Origin of the sequence: Microtetraspora sp. NBRC 13810, from assembly GCF_030268685.1 — a bacterium.
Taxonomy (GTDB): domain Bacteria; phylum Actinomycetota; class Actinomycetes; order Streptosporangiales; family Streptosporangiaceae; genus BSRQ01.
In genome coordinates this window covers 254,330-272,350 of record NZ_BSRQ01000009.1, presented here as the reverse complement: position 1 = coordinate 272,350, position 18,021 = coordinate 254,330, and the positions used below count along the sequence as shown (strand labels likewise).

Genomic DNA, 18,021 nt, shown 5'->3' with positions numbered 1-18,021 from the left:
CTTTGCGATTCTTGGCCGGAACCTTACCCGTTCATGGCCCGGAAAGGCGTGATCACGGGGGGCGCAGCCGGGACCAGAGACGGCGCGGCGCGGCGCGCTGTTCCTCGGCCGTGCTGGAGAGGTCGGCGGAGGTGGGCGGGGCGACCGTGACGACGGTCCCCGGCGCGTGCCCCTGGCACAGCCGGGCCGGATCGGCGGCGAGAAGCCGTTTCATCAGCGTACGGCGACCGCGCCCGACGACGAGGATGTCACCCTCGCCGGTGAACTCGATCAGCGTGCGGCCGGCTTCGCCGATGACCACGTAGGCCAGGACCGTGATGTCCGGCGGCGGCCCGCCGGCGACCTCGTCGAGGAGCAGGTTGATCAGCTCGGCTCCGCGGTCCTTGTCCAGGTCGGAGGTGTCGGGCAGCGCGGCCCACGGCGCCCGCCCGGCGTAGTTGGGCGGCGGGACCGCGTGCACGATGACGAGGGCCAGGCGGCGCAGCCGGGCCTCTCCGATGGCCCAGGCAAGCGCCCACCGCGCAGCCGCCGAGTCGTGCACTCCGACGATGACTCTCGGCTTCTTCTCAGGCAGCGGGTTCACGGCGCCCTCCCTCGTGCGAGACCTCTACCCTCTCGCATCCCGGGCTCGCTGAGGAGGGTCATCCGTCCCGCGCGTCGTCATCGGATCATGCACGGGAGGGAAAGTCCGCACCAGGCCGGCGACCGGCGCGGCGCACTCAGAGAACGGGCAGGCCACCCGGTGGAAGCGGTCGGGGTGAGCGGGGTATCTGGACAAAGTGGCCACGCTTCTATAATGCCCTTTGAATCCACTGCTATGCCGAAATGGGATAGCGCTGTGCCCCGCAGGCGGCACCTGCGGGGCACAGCGGGGAGCGGCGGGCGGACCGCTCCTGGTGAGGATCGCTCCAAGGGGGGCGCGGAAGGCTGCCGGCGGGCGATCGGCGGCCGGGGGCGGCCGCCGCGGCGGGGCGGATCAAGGAGCTCGCGACCCATCCGTTACCCTCCGCGACCATGACCATCACTCTCTGTGATGATGTGTTTGATTGAAGCATTATCCGCGCCGTGCGTACAGCCTTTTTCTTTCCCGAATCTTCACATGAGCGTTTTCTCAGAAACCGAATAACCACATGTGCGCTCATTTCGCGGTAGGCGGGAACAGTCGTATTCCGCATCAGGGGACCGGCTCCGCCGTACACGGGCCGTGGCAGACGTCGAGCACCTCCCCGCGCTCCAGGAAGCGGGCCTTCTGCCGGCGGGCGTCCGGGTCGTGGCGCGGGTCTTGGTGCGGGTCGCGGCCGTAGGCGGGGCCGAGCGGCGGCGTGTTGGTCACCGGCGGCGCCACCGCCCCGCTGTCCCAGACCACCAGCGCCGACCCCCTGTAGGGCCGGTCGGGCAGCGACTCGATCCCCCAGTACGGCACGGCGTCCGGGTCGCGGCCGGGCGCGGTCACCGGCCGGTGCACGCGGGCGCCGATGGTGCGCGCCTGCACCGCGGCGGTGACCGGGGACACCTGGTGGTCGCCGAAGGCCACGTGCAGCAGCACCCGGTGCCGCGGCGAACCGGGCAGCGGATCGTCGGTCAGGTGCTGGGCGTAGCCGTTCGCCTCGGCGTGGTCCCACAGCATCTGGATGAGCGCGAAGCAGAGCTGCTGGTCCAGCTTGTCCGGGTACCCCTGGTCCATGAGCCGCTGGAACGGCTCGAAGGCGGTGCTGCGGTTGAGCAGTGTGCTGTAGTTCATGCCGGGCACGCCGAGCACCGCGTTGCGCACGTCGGGGGAGATCGCCACCAGTGCGCCGCCCGCGATCCCGCCCTGGCTGTTGCCGTCGTAGGCGAGCGGGGCCCGGAGGTCCACCAGCGGCCGGCCGCGCCCGTCGCGGAACGCCTCATGGCTCGCCAGCCCGTCCCTGGTGATCATCGCCCGGCCGAGGAACACGAAGCCGAGCAGGCTCTGCTGGAGCCGGTCGGTGACGGTGGGGAACCTGCCGAAGTCGCCGAAGACGCTCACCACGTTCGGCACGTCCTCGGCCGCCATGCCGATCCACTCGGCGGCGCAGAACAGGAAGCCGTGCTCGCCCGCCATCGCCCGCACGTTGGCCGCGCGCACCTCTCCGGTGCTGCCGAGCAGGCCGTGGCCGTACAGCGCGGGCCGGGCCGGGCGTTCGAAGGCCGAGCGCGGGATCTCGCACCGGAACCGCGCCCTCACCTGGTCGCCCGACGGCCGGGGCAGCCCGTCGGGCCCCAGGTCGAACCGCGAACCGGGCGGGCCGCCCGGCCGGTTCAGGTAGTTGGGCACCAGCACGTCGCCGGTGACCTCGCGGGCGATGTGCGGATCCTGCTCGGCGGTGAAGTCGGTCACCGCGGTGACGGTGAAGTCCGGCGAGCGGCCGCGCAGCCGCTTCAGCGACTCGTCCCGCATGCGCAGCACCGCGCCGCTCAGGCTCCGCTCGCTCGCCACCGTGAAGTCCCAGGCCAGGTGGAGGCCCCCGGCGCCGACCCCGGCCCGCGCGAGATCGCCCAGCGTGCGCTTCAGCGCCTGCCGCCGGGCGGCGAGCGGGTCGTCCGGGCGCGGCTTCCCGGTGGCCAGCTCGGTGAAGGCGGCCGGCGGCGGAACGGGCTCGCCCGCCGCGTCCTTCAGGCCGCGCAGCGCGACCGCGTAACGGTGGCCCTCGCGGAAGTTCCGCGCCGGTCGGATGATCAGCGCCGTCCTGGCCGGATCGGTGGCGTTGGCGTCGAGCTCGGCCCAGTACGGCCAGCGCTCGCCGGTCCGGGTGTCGACGATCACGATCGGGGCGTCGCGGCGCAGGGAGCGGCCGATGTCGGTGACCGGGGCGGCGCCGGTCGCGGCCAGGTCGAGCCCCGGGACGTTCGCGAGCAGCATCGAGCCGGGGGAGAAGCCGTCGAGCAGGTTCCACCGGGCGGGGTCGATCGGCGTGCCCGCCGCGTTCCGCGGCATGGCCCCGGCGGCGAGGTTCACCCGCAGGCCGGTCGGTGTCGCGGCCGGCCGGGTGAACCAGTCGTTCGGGAAGGGCAACAGGCAGTCGGCGCCCCCGACGGGATCGCAGGCCGAGCCCGCGGGCGCGCGGAGGGTGGCTGCCTCCTGGGGCGTGCGGTTGGCCGCGGGCGGGGGCGGCGCCGGGGTTCCCGTGCCGGTCGCGGGTGGGGTGGGGGCGAGGAAGGAGGTGGCGGCCAGGGTGAGACTCGTCAACACGGTAAGCGGTCGCACGTGCGCCCTCCTCGGACTCGCCCACACCGTGACCGGCGTGCACGTGATGATCCACTCGAATCCCCCCTTGGTCAACCATCGACTTACATGAGGTAAGTTACTTACGAATCGTGCGGTGCTTCGTACTATCGGGGGCTTTATGGCTGCTTCTCATGAAGATCCACATGAGTTCGGGCATGCCTGTGTCATCTTCCAGTCGGCGATCGAGCTGGCCGGGCGGCGGTGGAACGGCGCGATCATCTTCGCCGCCGACCACGGCGTCCGCCGGTACAGCGAGTTCCTGGCGGCGGTGCCCGGGATCTCCGAGCGGATGCTCGCGCAGCGGCTGCGCGAGCTGGAAGAGGCCGCGGTGCTCGTCAGGGAGGTCGTCCCGACGACGCCGGTCCAGATCACCTACACGTTGTCGGAACGCGGCAGGGAGCTCGCGCGCGCGGTGGAACCGCTGATCGCGTGGGGGGAACGCTGGCTGGGGAAGGAAAAGCATGACTGACTTCGGGCACGAGCTGTGGTTCGGGGCGTTCCTCACGCCCGCCGCCGCCGACCACGAGCGACTCGTACGGCTCGCCGTACACGCCGACCGGCTGGGCCTCGACCTGCTCGGCATCCAGGACCACCCCTACCAGCCGGCCTTCCTCGACACCTGGACGCTGCTGACCACTCTCGCCGCGCGCACCGAGCGCATCCGCCTGGTGCCCGACGTGATCAACCTGCCGTTGCGCCAGCCCGCCGTGCTCGCTCGCAGCGCCGCCTCGCTGGACACGCTCAGCGGCGGCCGGGTCGAGCTGGGCCTGGGCGCCGGGGCGTTCTGGGAGGGTGTGGCCGGGATGGGCGGCCCGACGCGTACGCCCGCCGAGGCCGTCGAGGCGCTGGAGGAGGCGATCACGATCCTGCGCGCGCTGTGGCGGCCGGGGGACGCCGTGCGGTTCGAGGGCCGGCACTACCGCCTGGACGGCGCCCGGCCCGGCCCCTTCCCGCCGCACCCGATCGGCATCTGGATCGGCTCCTACAAGCGGCGGATGCTGGAGCTGACCGGCCGCCTCGGCGACGGCTGGCTGCCCAGCCTGGCCTACGCGCCGCCCGCCGAGGCCGCGAAGATGGCGGAGATCATCGACGCCGCGGCGGCGGACGCCGGCCGTGACCCGGCGCAGATCCGCCGCGTCTACAACGTCAACGGGCGCTTCGAGCGCCGCGCCGGCGGCTACCTCGACGGCCCGCCCGCGCTGTGGGCCGAGCAGCTCACCGAGCTGGCCCTGGAACAGGGCATGAGCGGCTTCGTGCTGGCCCCCGGCCAGGACGCCGAGCGTGACCTGCGCGTCTTCGCCGAGGAGGTCGCCCCCGAGGTGCGGAGGGCGGTGGCCGGACACCGGGGGACGCCCGCCCCCGAGTCACCGCGGCCCGCCCGCCACGAGCTGCACGACTCCACCCGCCCGCACGCCCCCAAACGCGACCTCGCGGCCCTCACCCCCGCCCAGCGCGCCAAGGGCCAGCGCCTGGTGCAGGTGCACAACCACCTGCGCCAGGAGATGAAGCAGATCGTCGACGCGGTGGACCAGGTCGCCGCCGGCCGCACCCAGGTGGCCGCCCTCCGCGACATGATCAACCAGTTGACCATGCGGCAGAACTACTGGTCGCTCGGCGCCTTCTGCGCGTCCTACTGCCGGCTGCTGACCGTCCACCACACGATCGAGGACGCGGAGCTCTTTCCCCGGATCCGGGAGCGGCAGGAGTCGCTCGGCCCGGTCGTGGACCGGCTGGCGGAGGAGCACGAGGTGATCGCCGACGTGCTCACCCGGCTGGACGCCGCGCTGGCCGCGACCATCGAGGACGCCGCGAAGTTCGACGGTGTGCGCGAGCAGGTGGCGATCCTGCACGACCGTCTCTTCTCACATCTGGACTACGAAGAGGAGGAGCTCGTCGAGCCGCTCTCCCGGCTCGACGTCGAGATCTGACCGGATCCCCGGAGCAGCGGACCCGCGGCGCACCAGGCGCTCGCCTCTGCTCCGGGTCGTCCGCCGGACGGCGGTCAGATCAGGAGGCCGCGGGAACTGTTGAACAACGCGTTGACGCCGCCGTCGAGGACACCGCCGACGTCGACGCTGTGGGTGATGCCGACGAGCGGGTCGGTCGCCGAGTGGGCCGCGGACGCGGTCGAGAGCCCTGCCGTGGTCAGCACGGCCAGAACGAGGAAGCGGGCACGGGGGGACATTGGCGTGTTCTCCTCCTTTGTACTGCGGGGAACTTCCGCGCGGTTGGCTGCAACATTACCCGGCGTAGTGAAATCATGACAGAGGGTGTTCACGCCCTCACCAGGCGAGACCCCGCACCGGCCACTCGCCCTCCCACGCGGTGGGCTCGGCCCGCGGCTCGGGCGGCCCGCCCAGGTCCACCCGGAACAGCCGGGACGGCGAGACGTCGCCGCAGACCGTGTCCGGCGGGACGCCCTGGTAGGCGGCCTCCACCGCGACGAGCGCGTACCGGCCGGTCGGGTCGAGGGTGAAGGCGGTCAGCTCGCCGCATTCCGCCTCGAACGCGACGGCGCCGGGCGTCCGCTCCGGCGGTTCGAGTGTCAGCAGCCGGGGCTGCTCCCGGTGCACTCCCCCGACCTGCGACACGATCATCAGACTCCGCCCGGGAACGGTGAGCGACGTCCCGTCCCGGAACACGTCCATCGTGTAGAGCGTGCGGCCCGCGAGCAGGTCCGCGCCCGGGTCGCGTACGTCGAGCGCCACCAGGCGGGCCGACGGGTCGCCGTCGGACCTGGCGCGGAACACCAGCGTGTCCGCGTCCCGCCAGTGCAGGCCGAGGTCGCCGTCCCCGGACACGCCCTGCCCGTGCCCGCCGGGCGCGGACCACTCGCGCCCGCCCACCAGCCCGACCACCGTCTGGCCCACCTCGGCGGGCTCGACCGGCGAGGCGACCAGCCGGGAGTAGGCGACCCGGCCCCCCGGCGAGACGGCCAGGTCGTTGACGACCCCCTCCACGTCTCCGCCCACCCGCTCGCGGACCATCGCGCCGCCGTCGCCGTCCAGGTCCACCCGGTGGATCCGCGAGCGCCGCGAAGCGCCGTCGCCCCAGGTGCTCACCGCGGCCAGGTAGCGGCCGGGCACGGTGTCCCTGACGATCGCCGTGTACTGGTGGAACTCCGGGTCAGGCGCCTCGACCGGCTCCGGCTCGCCGCCCTCGACGAGATCCAGCACCGCCAGCCCGCCGCCGGACCGGACGAGCGCGTACCGCTGCGTCCCGTCCGCGCCGAGCACCTGCCCCGCCGGCTCGTACGGCAGCAGCGGCGGCACGACGGTCACCGCGGCGACCGGCACGGCGACGGCGACCGCGATCACGCCTATGCGCCGCCAGGGCGGCCTGCCGTGCGCCGTGCCCGCCCAGGCGCCGGCCAGCAGGCATACCGCCGGGGCCATGGCCCAGGCCATCGCCTCGACCGTGACGCCGTGCGGCGCCGCCGGATCGACGCCGCAACTCATCTCCCCGGACAGCGACAGCCAGTCCTGCGCCCGATCCAGCGCGTACCGCGCGGCGACGAGCGTGACACCGGCGGACGCGGCCCACAGGTGCACCCGGGGACGGCCCGCCCCCCGCCGGGCGACCAGCCAGGCGCCCAGGGCGAGCCCTACGGGAAGCGCGTACCACAGGAAGCCCGCCGCGTCCCCGACCCAGGCGGACGCCGTCATCCGCCAGTCGGGAAAGGGGGCCGACATCACGGTGACACAGCCGACATAAGTGGGCGTCGCGATCTGCGGGGCGACCGTGACGGCGAGGAGGAACACGCCCTCCGAGGCCGTCAGCGCGACCGCGAGCCACCAGTAGAGCAGTGCGTACGACCGGCGGACCGGGAACACGGATAAGTGCGAAGGCATCGGGGTCCCTGCGGTCGATGCGGATGTCGATCCGGCAGATCATCGCGACCGGGCCCGCACCGGTCAAATCCCGCCGGAGACCGCCCGGCACCCCGCCTGCCGCGGCGACCACCCCCACTCCAGGTCGGCGTGGACCGCCTCTGGCAAGCCCCTTCTGGTAGCTTTTCGAGCTCTCATGACTGACTATCGCGCTTCCTTCGACGCCACCGTCACCTTCGCGAACGGCGGCGACCTGACCGTGCGCGGTTTCCGGGTGGACCTGCCCGGCGCCGACACCGGCGAGCAGGAGATCGCGGCGCTGTTCGTCGCGTCGCTCGGGCTGCTGATGACCGGCTCCGTCGAGCTGTCCAACGTCGAGATCTTCGCCGAGCCGCACAAGGGGACGCGGGGCGGCCCGTCGGACCGGACCGCCGCCGCGCCGGCGCGGGGCCGGTTCGTCGAGCTCAACCACGTGATCAGAGCCGGCATGACCACGTATCCCGGGCTGCCCGCCCCCGCCATCACCCCCTACCTGACCAGGGAGGACTCGCGGGAGCGCTACGCCCCGGGCACCGAGTTCGCGATGGACACGCTCACCCTGCTCGGCAACACCGGCACCTACCTCGACGCGCCCTACCACCGCTTCGCGGACGGCGCCGACCTCAGCGCGATCCCCCTGGAGGCCACCGCCGACCTGCCCGCGGTGGTGGTCCGGGTGATCGGCACCGGGCAGCCCGGGATCGACGTCGGCGCGCTCGCCGCCCTCGACGTGCGCGGCGCCGCCGTACTCCTGCACACCGGGGACGACGCGCGGTTCGGCACCCCCGGGTACGCCGAGGACCGGCACTTCCTCACCCGCGCGGGGGCCGAGTGGCTGGCCGGTCACGGCGCGGCCCTGGTCGGCATCGACGCGCTCAGCATCGACGACACCGACGACCCCGAGCGCCCCGCGCACACCGCGCTCCTCGCCGCGGGCATCCCCGTCGTCGAGCACCTGACCGGCCTCGACCGGCTCCCGCCGACCGGCGCCCGCTTCACCGCCGTCCCGCTCCGCGTCGCCTCCTTCGGCACCATCCCGGTCCGCGCCTTCGCCCGCCTCCCCTGAACCCCACCTCCCCTGAACCCCACCTCCCCTGAACCCCACCTCCCCTGAACCCCACCTCCCCTGAACCCCACCTCCCCTGAACCCCACCTCCCCTGAACGCCGGGTCCCCTGACCCGCGCGTCCATGGAATCCCGCTTCCCCTGTATCCCGCTTCCCCCACGCCCCGCCCTCGGCGGACGCCCACCCTCCGGGACCTCGGCCTACGATGGCCCCGTGCATGAGGACGAGCTGCATCCGGAGTTGCGGGCCGCGCTGGAGCCGGTGGGGCGCGACCTGCGGGCGACCTGCCCGGTGAGCCCGCGCTTCGAGGCGTGGGACTACCCGCGGGAGCTGGCCGGGGTGATGGCCTGGGCCCCGGACGGCTCGGGGCGGGGCGTGGCGGTGCTGGTCGGACAGGACCCGATGGAGCAGCTCGCCCAGGTGGCGGACGGGATGCAGGAGTGGGCCGTCGAGGCGCTGTGGAACGCCGGGCTGCCCGCCGTGTGGCCGCACTGCCCGGCGCATCCCGACACGCACCCGCTGGCCGTGCGGAGCGAGGGCGGGCGGGTCGGCTGGTGCTGCCCGCGGACCGGTGAGCTGGTCGCCGCGGTGGGAGAGCTGGGCGGGGAGCCCGGTCAGGCCGGGTAGGCGTGCGTCTCGTTGGCCTTCACCGACGCCCAGACGCGCTGGCCCCGGGCGAGGTCGAGGTCGGCGACCGCGGCGGTGGTGATGTCCGCCGAGGCGACGATCGGCCCATCGATGTGCACGCGGACGTTGTCGCCGTGCCGTTCGATGCCCTCGATCCTGGCCTGCCAGACGTTGCGCGGGGTGCCGTCCGGGCGGCTGCGGTAGAGCGCCACCGCCGCCGGTGAGAACGCGACGAACGCCGGCCCCTCCACCTGCTCGGTCACGCTGAACGGCACGTCGCCGACCCGCACCTGCCGCCCGTCGGCCACGCCCCGGTAGAGGTTCAGGCCGACCAGGCGGGCGACGTAGTCGGTGCGCGGGCGGCGGGCCACCTCGGCCGGCGGGCCTTCCTGCACGACGGCGCCGTCCTCGACCACGACCAGGTGGTCGGCGAGCACCATCGCGTCCAGCGGGTCGTGGGTGACCAGGACGGTGGCGCCGTCGAAGCCCGCCAGGTGGTGGCGCAGGTGGGAGCGGATCTCCAGCCGGGTGTGCGCGTCCAGCGCGGCCAGCGGCTCGTCCAGCAGCAGCATGCGGGGCTCGACGGCCAGCGCGCGGGCCAGCGCCACCCGCTGGGCCTGGCCGCCGGACAACTGCCGCGGCTTGGCCGACGCGTACGCGGCCAGGCCGACCCGCTCCAGCAGCGCGCTCGCCGTACGGCGGGCCTCCTGCTTGGAGGCGCCCTGGCAGCGCGGCCCGAAGGCGACGTTCTCCAGCGCGGACAGGTGCGGGAAGAGCAGGTAGTCCTGGAAGACCATGCCGATCGGCCGTTGCTCGGCGGTCAGCGGATGCAGCGGCCGGTCGTCGAGGGTGATGTGCCCGCCGGACAGCGCGGTGAGCCCGGCCAGGGCGCGCAGGGCGGTGGTCTTGCCCGCGCCGTTCGGCCCGAGCAGCGCGACCACCTGGCCGGAGGCGACCCGCAGGTCGACGTCCAGGCGGAACGCGGGCCGGTCGACGACGAGGTGCGCGTGCAGGCTCACGGGCTGTTCACCCATCTGTCGCGGAGGCTGGCCAGGATGACGACGGACACGACGAGCAGGACCAGGCTGAGCACGATGGCGGCCTCCGGTTCGGTCTCCAGGGCGAGGTAGACGGCCAGCGGCATGGTCTGGGTGCGACCGGGGAAGTTACCGGCGAAGGTGATCGTCGCCCCGAACTCGCCCAGCGCCCTGGCCCAGCAGAGCACGGCTCCTGCGATGATCCCCGGGGCGACGAGCGGCAGGGTGACCCGGCGGAAGACGGTCCACCGGGAGGCGCCCAGGGTGGCGGCGGCCTCCTCGTAGCGCAGGTCGGCCGCGCGCAGGGCGCCCTCCACACTGATCACCAGGAACGGCATCGCGACGAACGCCTCGGCGACGACCACCCCGGCCGTGGTGAACGGCAGCGTGACGCCGAACGTCGAGTCGAGCCACTGCCCGACCAGCCCGCGCCGGCCCAGGACGAGCAGCAGCGCCACGCCGCCCACCACCGGGGGCAGCACGAGCGGCACGGTGATCAGCGCCCGCACCAGCCGCCGCCCGGGAAAGGTCGCCCGGGCCAGCAGCCAGGCCAGCGGGACGCCCAGCACGAGGCACACCAGCGTGGCCACCGTCGCGGTCACCAGGGACAGCCGCAGCGCCTCCAGCACCTGCGGCTCGGCCAGCCGGCGCGGCAGCGTCGACCAGGGAGCGCGCAGCAGCAGCCCGGCCAGCGGCAGCACCAGGAACACCATGCCCAGCAGCGCGGGCACCACCAGCACCCAGGGCAACCGCCCGGCCACCCGGTCCTCGCGCCCGGCCGCCGTCACTGGGCCGCTGTGCGCAGGTGGTCGGGGACCTCCACCACGACGTTGGTCGACTTGATCACGGCGACCGCCACCTTCCCCACTTCGAGGCCCATCTCGTCGGCCGCCTGCCTGCTCATCAGCGACACCACGCGGTAGGGCCCGGCCGCGATCTCCACCTGGGCCATCACCGAGTCCTTGAGCACATCGGTCACGATGCCGCTCAGCCGGTTGCGCGCCGAGGACACCGAGCCGTCCCCGGTCTCGATCCGGGCCCGGGCGAACGCCGCGAGGTCCGTGCCGGCCACCATGCGGTGCCCGTGCTCGTCTCTGCGCGCGGTCAGCCGCCCCGCGTCCACCCACCGGCGGACGGTGTCGGGACTCACTCCGAGCAGCGTGGCCGCCTCGCTGATCCGAAACGTCGTCACACCGATCACCCTACCTTCGTAGATTCCACCCTCGCACGCCCTGTCTCATGGCAATAACCTGCGGAGATCGTGCTCTCCCGTCGCACCTGAGAAGCGCTGAGGCGGCGCCCCCATGCCGGGCGACACCTGACAGCATCCCGCGTCGTACGGCGGGCGTGGACGTGGCGGTCGGCTACGGGGCCGGAGCGGGTCGCGTCACCGCGAGGCGTCGCGGTGGTGGGGATGCTCGACGGCGGGGCCGTTGGTGTACGTGGGCCCCGGAGTGCCACCGGGGCCCGTCCCTCCCTCAGGGAAGGTCTTGCGTCAACCGCCGGCGGTCACCGGCGGCTGTGGGCTGCACTGGTGAGGTGCGTGGGCCGTTCGGGTGGGACCGGCTGTCCAGAAGCCGGTCGTGGGCGGGGATGTGGGTGGCCGCGACGACGAGACGTGGCGCGGCGTTGTCCGGCGCCCATGGGCGATGCGCGGCCTGGGCGAACCTCACCGGTTCGCGGCTAGTCGAACTCGCCGTCCTTGACCCCGCCGATGAACGCGTCCCACTCGCCGGGGGTGAAGCGCAGCATCGGGCCGGCGGGGTTCTTGGAGTCCCGTACGGCACGACCGCCGCCGGGGAGATCCGCCACCTCGACGCAGTTGGAGCCGCTGGCGCTGCTCCGGAGGGACTTACGCCAGTTGAGTTCAGTCAGGTCCATATTTCGCACCTATTTCAGTTGTTCGGCCAGATCACCGAGGTAGGCGACCGACGCGTCCGGGGACAGCGCCGATGCGCGGACATGATCATAGGCCAGCGTGTAGTTCGCCACCTGTTCGGGCATTTCTAGATAAACGTCACCCGTGATCGTCTCGACGTATACCAGAGTCGGATCCTCTGGCGCGGCGAACTGCAGGATCGTGAAGGAATTCGCCATGGCGGCGTGTGCTCCCACATCGTTGGGCACGACCTGGACCGCGATGTTCGGCCTGGCCGCCATCTCGACGATGTGGTGGATCTGCCGGCGCATGACGTCGATTCCGCCGACGTGCTTGGCCAGTGCGGCTTCGTCGATGACGGCCCACAGGCTCGGCGGGTTCTCCCGGTCGAGGATCTGCTGGCGGGTCAGCCGGGCCTCGACGCGCCGGTCGATCATGTCTTCGCTGACCACCTGCCCGCCTCGGAACACCGCGGCGGCGTAGTGGTCGGTCTGCAGTAATCCGGGGATCAGTAGCGCTTCGAATGTGTGGATCTTTGCTGCTTCCGCCTCCCATTCCGGTAGGGAACCGCCCAGCACGTCCTTGTACTCCTCCCACCAGCCACGCTGCCGCGCCTCGCGGGCGAGTGTGATCATGGCATCTCGCTTCGCCTGATCGGTGACGCCGTAGACGTCCAGGAGGTCGCGCACGTCGCGGACGCTGGGCAGCTTCCACTCGTTGCGCTCGATCCTGGTCACCTTGCTCGGAGTCCACTCCAGGCGCCGGGCGACCTCCTCGGCGAGCAGGCCGGCCTTCTGCCGGAACTGGCGTAATGCCAGGGAGAGACGCCGACGCCGAATGGTGGGGCTGTAACTCATAGCTGGTCATCCTGTCGGGGGAGACATGAAGCCATTTCAGGTTTTTGAATCTGCGTCTTGCTTTTGGCGTTGGTCTTGCAAATTCGTTCGCCTGATACGAGTATGAGCCTACCCGCCTTCGACTACATGGGGTGATGCTTCGGCGACTCTCAGTGTGACACGGCGAACATCGCACCGGGACTTGATCAGTAAATCGGAGACCGCCCATGAGGAACCCCGAAGCGAGCGCTCCTCCCAGACAGGTGTGCTGGGAAGTGCCCAGTGACCTGGCGGCCATCGGCACGGCCCGCCGGTTGACTCGTGACGTCCTGTGCGAGTGGGATCTCGCCTCGGTCGTCTGGCATTCCGACCCGATCTACGAGGTCGTCGAACTGGTCGTGAGCGAGCTCGTCACCAACGCGATGGTGCACGCCGACGCCCCCATCGTGTTCAGCCTGCGACTTCTCGGCCGCCGGCTGCGCGGGGAGGTCGCCGACCGCGGCCAGGTCTGGGCCCCGCCCGAGGAGCCCCCCGACCCGCTGGACGAGCACCGCAGGGGTCTGGCGATCGTCAACGCCTCCGTCGACTGCTGGGGTGTCGACGCGACGCCGGAGGGCAAGACAGTCTGGTGTCAATGGGACTTACCATCCTGCCTGGACACACCATGATCCGTCACGGAGAGTGATCGGACTGGGGTAATGCGCCGGTCCTCCGTCGCCCTGAGTGCGCAGATGGGAGGATGTCTCATATGGCAGACATTCGACGCGAGAACTACGTGGTGATGTCCGGCCGGTACACCCGCCACTGACACGACCACCGAGGACCCGAGATGAGGGAACTGACCACCGTCGTCCACGACACCCCCGCGGGGCCCGTGCTGGAAGTCCTCGGCGACCTCGACTTCCACACCGCGCCGCAGTTCCGGGATGCCGTGGAGAAGATCGTGCTGCGACCCGGCAGGCAACTGGTGCTCGACCTGACCGGCCTGGAGTTCTGTGACTCCAGCGGCGTCACCGCCCTCATCGCGGCCCGCAACCACGCCTTCGCCGCCGAGGCCGTCATCGCCCTGGCCGCCGTGCCGTCCAACACCGCCCGCATCCTGCGCATCGTCGGCCTGGACCAGATGTTCCCCATCCACCCGGACGCCGCCACCGCCGTCGCCGCCCATCTCCCGGCCGACGACGACTGACCCCACCGGCCGGCCTGGAGCGTAGCCGGCACCGCACTCCGTGGCGCGTGGTCCAGTGCTGCCATCCGTCGGATCGACCGGGCCGGCAGGCGGCGGTCATGATCCAGGAGGTGATCCGCCCGGCTCGGGTATCGCAGCCGGCGTCCATACCCGGAACTGAGACGGTGTCGCTTCTGTACAAGACCTGGGCGGTCCTTGCCGCCTAATCTCCCAGTCGCGGCAGTGGTCCAGGCACCGCCTGGAACAGGGACGGGGAGTGGGAAGCGCCCGCTCCTCATCGGTACTCAACGAGGAGGTCGTCGTGAGGAAGCTGGTCGTGTCCGAGTTCGTGTCGCTCGACGGTGTGATGCAGTCTCCGGGCAGTGAGGCGGGTTTCCGGCACAGCGGCTGGGTGCTGGAGCGTTTCGCCGCCGAGCACGACGCCCACAAGTACGAGGAACTGACGGAGACCTCGGCCCTGCTGCTCGGCCGGGTCACCTACGAGGGCTTCGCCGCCGCGTGGCCCTCGGTGAAGGGCGAGTTCGCCGACCGGATGAACGCGCTGCCCAAGTACGTGGTGTCCAGCACGCTGCACGAGCCGCTGGCGTGGAACGCCTCCCTCCTCAAGGGCGACGTGGCCGGCGAGGTCGAGGCGCTCAAAGACGAGGACGGCGAGGGCCATGTCTTTGTCCACGGCAGCCGCTCACTCGCCCAGGAACTCATGCGGCGGGGCCTCGTGGACGAGGTGCGGCTCATGGTCTTTCCCGTCATCCTGGGGTCGGGTGCCCGCCTGTTCCCCGGCTCGCCAGACAAGACGTCGCTGACGCTGGCCGCGAGCCGCGTCTTCGACTCCGGCGTGGTCGCGCTGACCTACGCCCGTACGTAGTCCCGCATACCAAGAGTGAAAGAACAGTCATGAACACCATCACGTCCAAGGACGGCACCTCCATCGCCTTCGAACGCCATGGCGAGGGTACGCCGCTGATTCTCGTGGACGGCGCCACCGCGCATCGGGCGCTCAACCCGCTCGGAGCCCAGCTCGGAGACCTGCTCGGCGCTTCCCACACGGTCTACACCTACGACCGCAGAGGGCGCGGTGACAGTGGCGACACCGCCCCTTACAGCGTGGAACGCGAGATCGAGGACCTCGCGGCGCTGATCGCCGAGGCGGGCGGGACGGCCCACGTCTGCGGCTTCTCCTCCGGCGCCGTGCTCGCTCTGGACGCGGCTGCCGCCGGGCTGCCCATCACCCGGCTGGCCGCGTACGAGCCGCCGTTCGTGGTGGACGGCACTCGCCCGGCCGTACCTGAGGACTACCTGGACCGTCTGGACGCCTCCCTGGCCGGGGGACGTCGTGGCGAGGCCCTGGAACTGTTCTTCACGATTCCGGGCGGCATCCCCGTGGAGTTCGTCGCCGGGATGAAGGCCGATCCGATGTGGGCCGCGCTTGAGGCCGTCGCCCCGACCCTCGCCTACGACGGCCGGGTCATGGCGGGCACGATGAGCGGCCGCCCCCTGCCGCGCGACCGCTGGTCCGCCCTCTCCGTCCCCACCCTCGTGATCTACGGTGGGGCGAGCGATCCTTGGATGGCGAACGGGGCCCGCGCGATCTCCGGCCTGCTGCCCACGGCCGGCCTGCGCGAACTGCCCGGCCAGACGCACAGCGTCAGCGGCGAGGTCCTGGCTCCCGCACTGGCCGCCTTCCTGGCCGACTGAGTAGACGTCTGAGCCTGCGAAGCCGGCCTTCCGCAGCCTGCCTGCTCATCGGCGAGATGAGCAGGCAGGCTGCGCGAGGCGATCGTGGGGCCCGGACCGGAACCGGAGGGGCACGGCATGATTCTCCAGACTAACTAGATGGTTCCAGCTCGTGGACGGCCTGGACGACCTCCGCCGGGTGTGTCACCTGGGGATGGTGGCCCGCGCCGGCGATGACCGTCACGACGGCCCGCGGGAGGGCGTCCAGGAGTGCGCGCCCTTCGGGGGTGAGCGGGTCGTCGGCTCCCACGACGACGTGCACGCGCCCCTGGTAGCTCCGCAACCGCGCGCGGAGATCCCCGCGCCACCGTTCGCTCCCGGCCCGGGCCAGGAGGCGGGCGGTGTTGGCCGCGACGCCGGCACGGCGCAGGTCTGCGACGCTCGACGCGAGCGCCCCGGCGTGCGCCGCGTCCCCGGTGAGCCTTCTCGCCAGCGCCTCGGAGCCGACCCGGCGCAGATACCAGCGGGCCGGAAGCGTCCACCGCGAGGCGAGACCGGCATGCGGCTGGAGGAAGAACGGCGACACCAGCGTCAACCGATCCACCAGGTCGGGACGCTCCGTCGCGGCCTCCAGCGCGATCGCCGCGCCCACCGAATGACCCACCAGGTGGCGGGCGCCGGTCTCCGCCAGCAGCGCGACCGGCCAGTCCGGCAGACCGCCGCGACGCCCCCCGCCCGACCCCAGGCCGCCGAGGCGTCCCCCGCCCGACCCCAGGCCGCCGAGGCGTCCGCCGGTCAACCCCAGGCCGGGCAGGTCCACGGCGCGGGCGTGGCCCAGCGACTCGACGACCGGCGCCCAGGTGTCGGCGTTCACCGGCAGGCCCGGCAGCACCACGGTCGGCGCGCCCGGCTCGCCGAGCTCGAACATCCGCACCCCGGCGGGCGTGATGAACCGCCGCCCGCCGGCGGGCGCGTCCCCGAACCGGTGCGCCGCCAGGTGGTCGGCCCAGCGGAGGATCGACGTGGTGCCGTCCGGCGGGGTGAGGCCGTGCCGGGCGGCGAAGTCGTCCGCCGGACCGGTGGGGTAACGGTCGTCCGACAGGAACGTCAGGGTCTCCGGGTCGGCCTTGGTGAGCCATCGGGGCAGGCGTCTCACCAGGGGCACCGGGATCCGGGTACGCGGCACGCTGACCCGGTAGTGCTCTCCGACGAGGGTGAGCAGGGCGGGCAGCGCGGGCGTGCCGGCGTCGAGCACCCAGTAGGCGGCGCGCTCGGCGGCGTCGTCCGGCGGGAGCAGGGTCATGAACCGGGCGAGGTGGTCGACCGGCACCACCGGGACGAACGTGCTCGCGTTCCCCGGCAGCGCCGCCATCGTGCCCTGCCAGACCTCCCGCACGCTCGACGCGAGGCCCAGATACTGGTCGGACTCGCCGGTGGCGCTGTCCCCGATCACGCTGGACGGGTTGACGATGGACCAGGGGACGCCCGCCCGGTCCGCGTCCGCCTGGAGGACGGCGTCCGCCTCGACCTTGGACGCCTCGTAGGCTCCCAGGGCCGCATAGGTGCTCCGCCTGCGCTCCGCGCTCCAGGGGACCTGCGCCGGATCCTGCCCGCCCACCCGGTACCCGGAGACGTGCACCAGGCGGCGCAGGCGAGGCAGTCGCGCCGCGAACGCGACGATCGCGCGGACGCTGTCCACGTTGGCCCGCCGCGCCTCCTCCGCGGACATCCCGAACCGGTAGGCGCCGGCACAGTTGTAGATCTCGGTGACGTCCTCCCATCGTGTCGCGTCGCCCCGGAGCAGTGAGAACGCGTCGAAGTCGACCCGGAGATCGGCCGGCGCGGGGCCGTACCCGTGCTCCGCCAGCCACCGGGTGAGCCCCAGGTACGACCCGCCGCTCCGGTTGGCCGTGCTCACCCGCACACCGGCCCGGCCGAGCGCGAGGATCAGGTGCCGCCCGAGGAAACCGGTCGCCCCGAAGACCAGGGCGTGCCGGTCCGCCGGGTTCACGACGCCTCCCGGTCGAGCAGCAGGGCGAGGGCGTGGGCGGCGCAGCGCAACGGCTCCACCGACCTCTGGGCGCGCGAGATGATCATCGCCCCCTCGACCGAGCCGACCACGGCGGTCGCCAGCGTGCGGGCGGTGGCGTGCGGGTGGCCCTGCGCGGCGAGGTATTCGGTCATCGGCGTGATCCAGGAGGCGAAGGCGCTCGCGCAGGCATCCCGCAGCCGCTCGCTCTGCGCGCCCATCTCCAGGGTGACCACCGAGACCGGGCAGCCGAGCTGGTAATCGCTGTCCGCGAGCATCCCGGCCAGCACGTCGATCACCCGGCGGATCAGGTCACCCGGGGTTCCCGGCTCCAGCGCCGTCTCGGTCACGAGAAGCCGGAACCGCTCGGCCGCGAGCTCGACGGCCTTCTCGCCGAGCGCCTCCTTCCCCTGGGGAAAGTGGAAGTACAACGACCCTTTGGGAGCGCGCGCGTGCTCCACCACGGTGTTGAGCCCCGTGCCGCTGTACCCGCGAGCCTGGATCAGCTCAAGCATGGACTCCACCAGCCGCGCACTGGTCTCGGCGCCCTTGGTTACCCTCATGAAGG

Annotated in this window: 19 protein-coding genes; 8 read left to right on the top strand and 11 right to left on the bottom strand. The window is 72.3% G+C overall.

Annotated elements, in window-relative coordinates; genetic code table 11:
• Window positions 1-52: 52 nt before the first annotated feature.
• Both QSK26_RS20330 and QSK26_RS20325 read right to left on the bottom strand, forming a co-directional pair.
• The gene (locus tag QSK26_RS20330) at window positions 53-583 is read right to left on the bottom strand and encodes a universal stress protein (RefSeq protein WP_285776760.1); all 531 of its coding nucleotides are present in this window, start codon (window positions 581-583) and stop codon (window positions 53-55) included.
• Between the two features lie 591 nt (window positions 584-1,174).
• Window positions 1,175-3,226, bottom strand: a complete 2,052-nt coding sequence (locus QSK26_RS20325; protein WP_285776759.1) for a hypothetical protein — start codon at window positions 3,224-3,226, stop codon at window positions 1,175-1,177.
• A gap of 139 nt (window positions 3,227-3,365) precedes the next feature.
• Between QSK26_RS20325 and QSK26_RS20320 the strand changes: the two genes are divergently transcribed.
• The gene (locus QSK26_RS20320; RefSeq protein WP_285776758.1) at window positions 3,366-3,716 is read left to right on the top strand and encodes a winged helix-turn-helix transcriptional regulator; all 351 of its coding nucleotides are present in this window, start codon (window positions 3,366-3,368) and stop codon (window positions 3,714-3,716) included.
• A complete protein-coding gene (locus QSK26_RS20315) occupies window positions 3,709-5,175 on the top strand; it encodes an LLM class flavin-dependent oxidoreductase (RefSeq protein WP_285776757.1) in 1,467 nt (488 codons plus the stop codon). Before QSK26_RS20320 ends, QSK26_RS20315 begins: the two co-directional genes overlap by 8 nt.
• A gap of 74 nt (window positions 5,176-5,249) precedes the next feature.
• Here QSK26_RS20315 and QSK26_RS20310 read toward each other — a convergent pair whose 3' ends face one another.
• Both QSK26_RS20310 and QSK26_RS20305 read right to left on the bottom strand, forming a co-directional pair.
• Window positions 5,250-5,432 carry a hypothetical protein gene (locus QSK26_RS20310; protein ID WP_285776756.1) on the bottom strand — a complete coding sequence of 61 codons (183 nt, stop codon included), beginning with the start codon at window positions 5,430-5,432 and terminating at the stop codon, window positions 5,250-5,252.
• 97 nt (window positions 5,433-5,529) lie between these two features.
• The gene (locus QSK26_RS20305; protein ID WP_285776755.1) at window positions 5,530-7,098 is read right to left on the bottom strand and encodes a hypothetical protein; all 1,569 of its coding nucleotides are present in this window, start codon (window positions 7,096-7,098) and stop codon (window positions 5,530-5,532) included.
• 175 nt (window positions 7,099-7,273) lie between these two features.
• On the opposite strand from QSK26_RS20305, the gene QSK26_RS20300 reads away from it, so the two are divergent.
• Window positions 7,274-8,182: a cyclase family protein gene (locus tag QSK26_RS20300; RefSeq protein WP_352244363.1), complete on the top strand. Its 909-nt coding sequence runs from the start codon at window positions 7,274-7,276 to the stop codon at window positions 8,180-8,182.
• A gap of 213 nt (window positions 8,183-8,395) precedes the next feature.
• A complete protein-coding gene (locus QSK26_RS20295) occupies window positions 8,396-8,809 on the top strand; it encodes a hypothetical protein (RefSeq protein WP_285776754.1) in 414 nt (137 codons plus the stop codon).
• Here the strand turns inward: QSK26_RS20295 and QSK26_RS20290 are convergent.
• The 5 genes from QSK26_RS20290 to QSK26_RS20270 form a co-directional block, all read right to left on the bottom strand.
• Window positions 8,797-9,843: an ABC transporter ATP-binding protein gene (locus QSK26_RS20290; protein ID WP_285776753.1), complete on the bottom strand. Its 1,047-nt coding sequence runs from the start codon at window positions 9,841-9,843 to the stop codon at window positions 8,797-8,799. The genes QSK26_RS20295 and QSK26_RS20290 overlap by 13 nt on opposite strands.
• Window positions 9,825-10,559: a molybdate ABC transporter permease subunit gene (modB, locus tag QSK26_RS20285; RefSeq protein WP_285776850.1), complete on the bottom strand. Its 735-nt coding sequence runs from the start codon at window positions 10,557-10,559 to the stop codon at window positions 9,825-9,827. The genes QSK26_RS20290 and modB overlap by 19 nt, the downstream gene beginning before the upstream one ends.
• Before the next feature lie 71 nt (window positions 10,560-10,630).
• Window positions 10,631-11,038, bottom strand: coding sequence for a TOBE domain-containing protein (locus tag QSK26_RS20280; protein WP_285776752.1), 408 nt, complete (start codon window positions 11,036-11,038; stop codon window positions 10,631-10,633).
• A gap of 491 nt (window positions 11,039-11,529) precedes the next feature.
• Complete coding sequence (locus QSK26_RS20275; protein WP_285776751.1) at window positions 11,530-11,727, bottom strand: DUF397 domain-containing protein; 198 nt, start codon at window positions 11,725-11,727, stop codon at window positions 11,530-11,532.
• Between the two features lie 9 nt (window positions 11,728-11,736).
• Window positions 11,737-12,582, bottom strand: coding sequence for a helix-turn-helix domain-containing protein (locus tag QSK26_RS20270; protein ID WP_285776750.1), 846 nt, complete (start codon window positions 12,580-12,582; stop codon window positions 11,737-11,739).
• A 254-nt stretch (window positions 12,583-12,836) separates the two neighbouring features.
• Between QSK26_RS20270 and QSK26_RS20265 the strand changes: the two genes are divergently transcribed.
• The 4 genes from QSK26_RS20265 (at window position 12,837) to QSK26_RS20250 (ending at window position 15,445) form a co-directional block, all read left to right on the top strand.
• On the top strand, window positions 12,837-13,229 hold the full coding sequence (locus QSK26_RS20265; protein WP_285776749.1) for an ATP-binding protein: 393 nt from the start codon (window positions 12,837-12,839) through the stop codon (window positions 13,227-13,229).
• 161 nt (window positions 13,230-13,390) lie between these two features.
• Window positions 13,391-13,750 (top strand): STAS domain-containing protein, encoded by a 360-nt coding sequence (locus QSK26_RS20260; protein WP_285776748.1) that lies wholly within the window; start codon window positions 13,391-13,393, stop codon window positions 13,748-13,750.
• Between the two features lie 301 nt (window positions 13,751-14,051).
• Window positions 14,052-14,615, top strand: a complete 564-nt coding sequence (locus tag QSK26_RS20255; protein ID WP_285776747.1) for a dihydrofolate reductase family protein — start codon at window positions 14,052-14,054, stop codon at window positions 14,613-14,615.
• 29 nt (window positions 14,616-14,644) lie between these two features.
• On the top strand, window positions 14,645-15,445 hold the full coding sequence (locus QSK26_RS20250; protein ID WP_285776746.1) for an alpha/beta fold hydrolase: 801 nt from the start codon (window positions 14,645-14,647) through the stop codon (window positions 15,443-15,445).
• Between the two features lie 130 nt (window positions 15,446-15,575).
• On the opposite strand, the gene QSK26_RS20245 is transcribed toward QSK26_RS20250, so the two are convergent.
• The gene (locus QSK26_RS20245; protein ID WP_285776745.1) at window positions 15,576-17,435 is read right to left on the bottom strand and encodes an alpha/beta fold hydrolase; all 1,860 of its coding nucleotides are present in this window, start codon (window positions 17,433-17,435) and stop codon (window positions 15,576-15,578) included.
• Window positions 17,432-18,016, bottom strand: a complete 585-nt coding sequence (locus QSK26_RS20240; protein WP_285776744.1) for a TetR/AcrR family transcriptional regulator — start codon at window positions 18,014-18,016, stop codon at window positions 17,432-17,434. The genes QSK26_RS20245 and QSK26_RS20240 overlap by 4 nt, the downstream gene beginning before the upstream one ends.
• Between the last annotated feature and the right edge of the window lie 5 nt (window positions 18,017-18,021).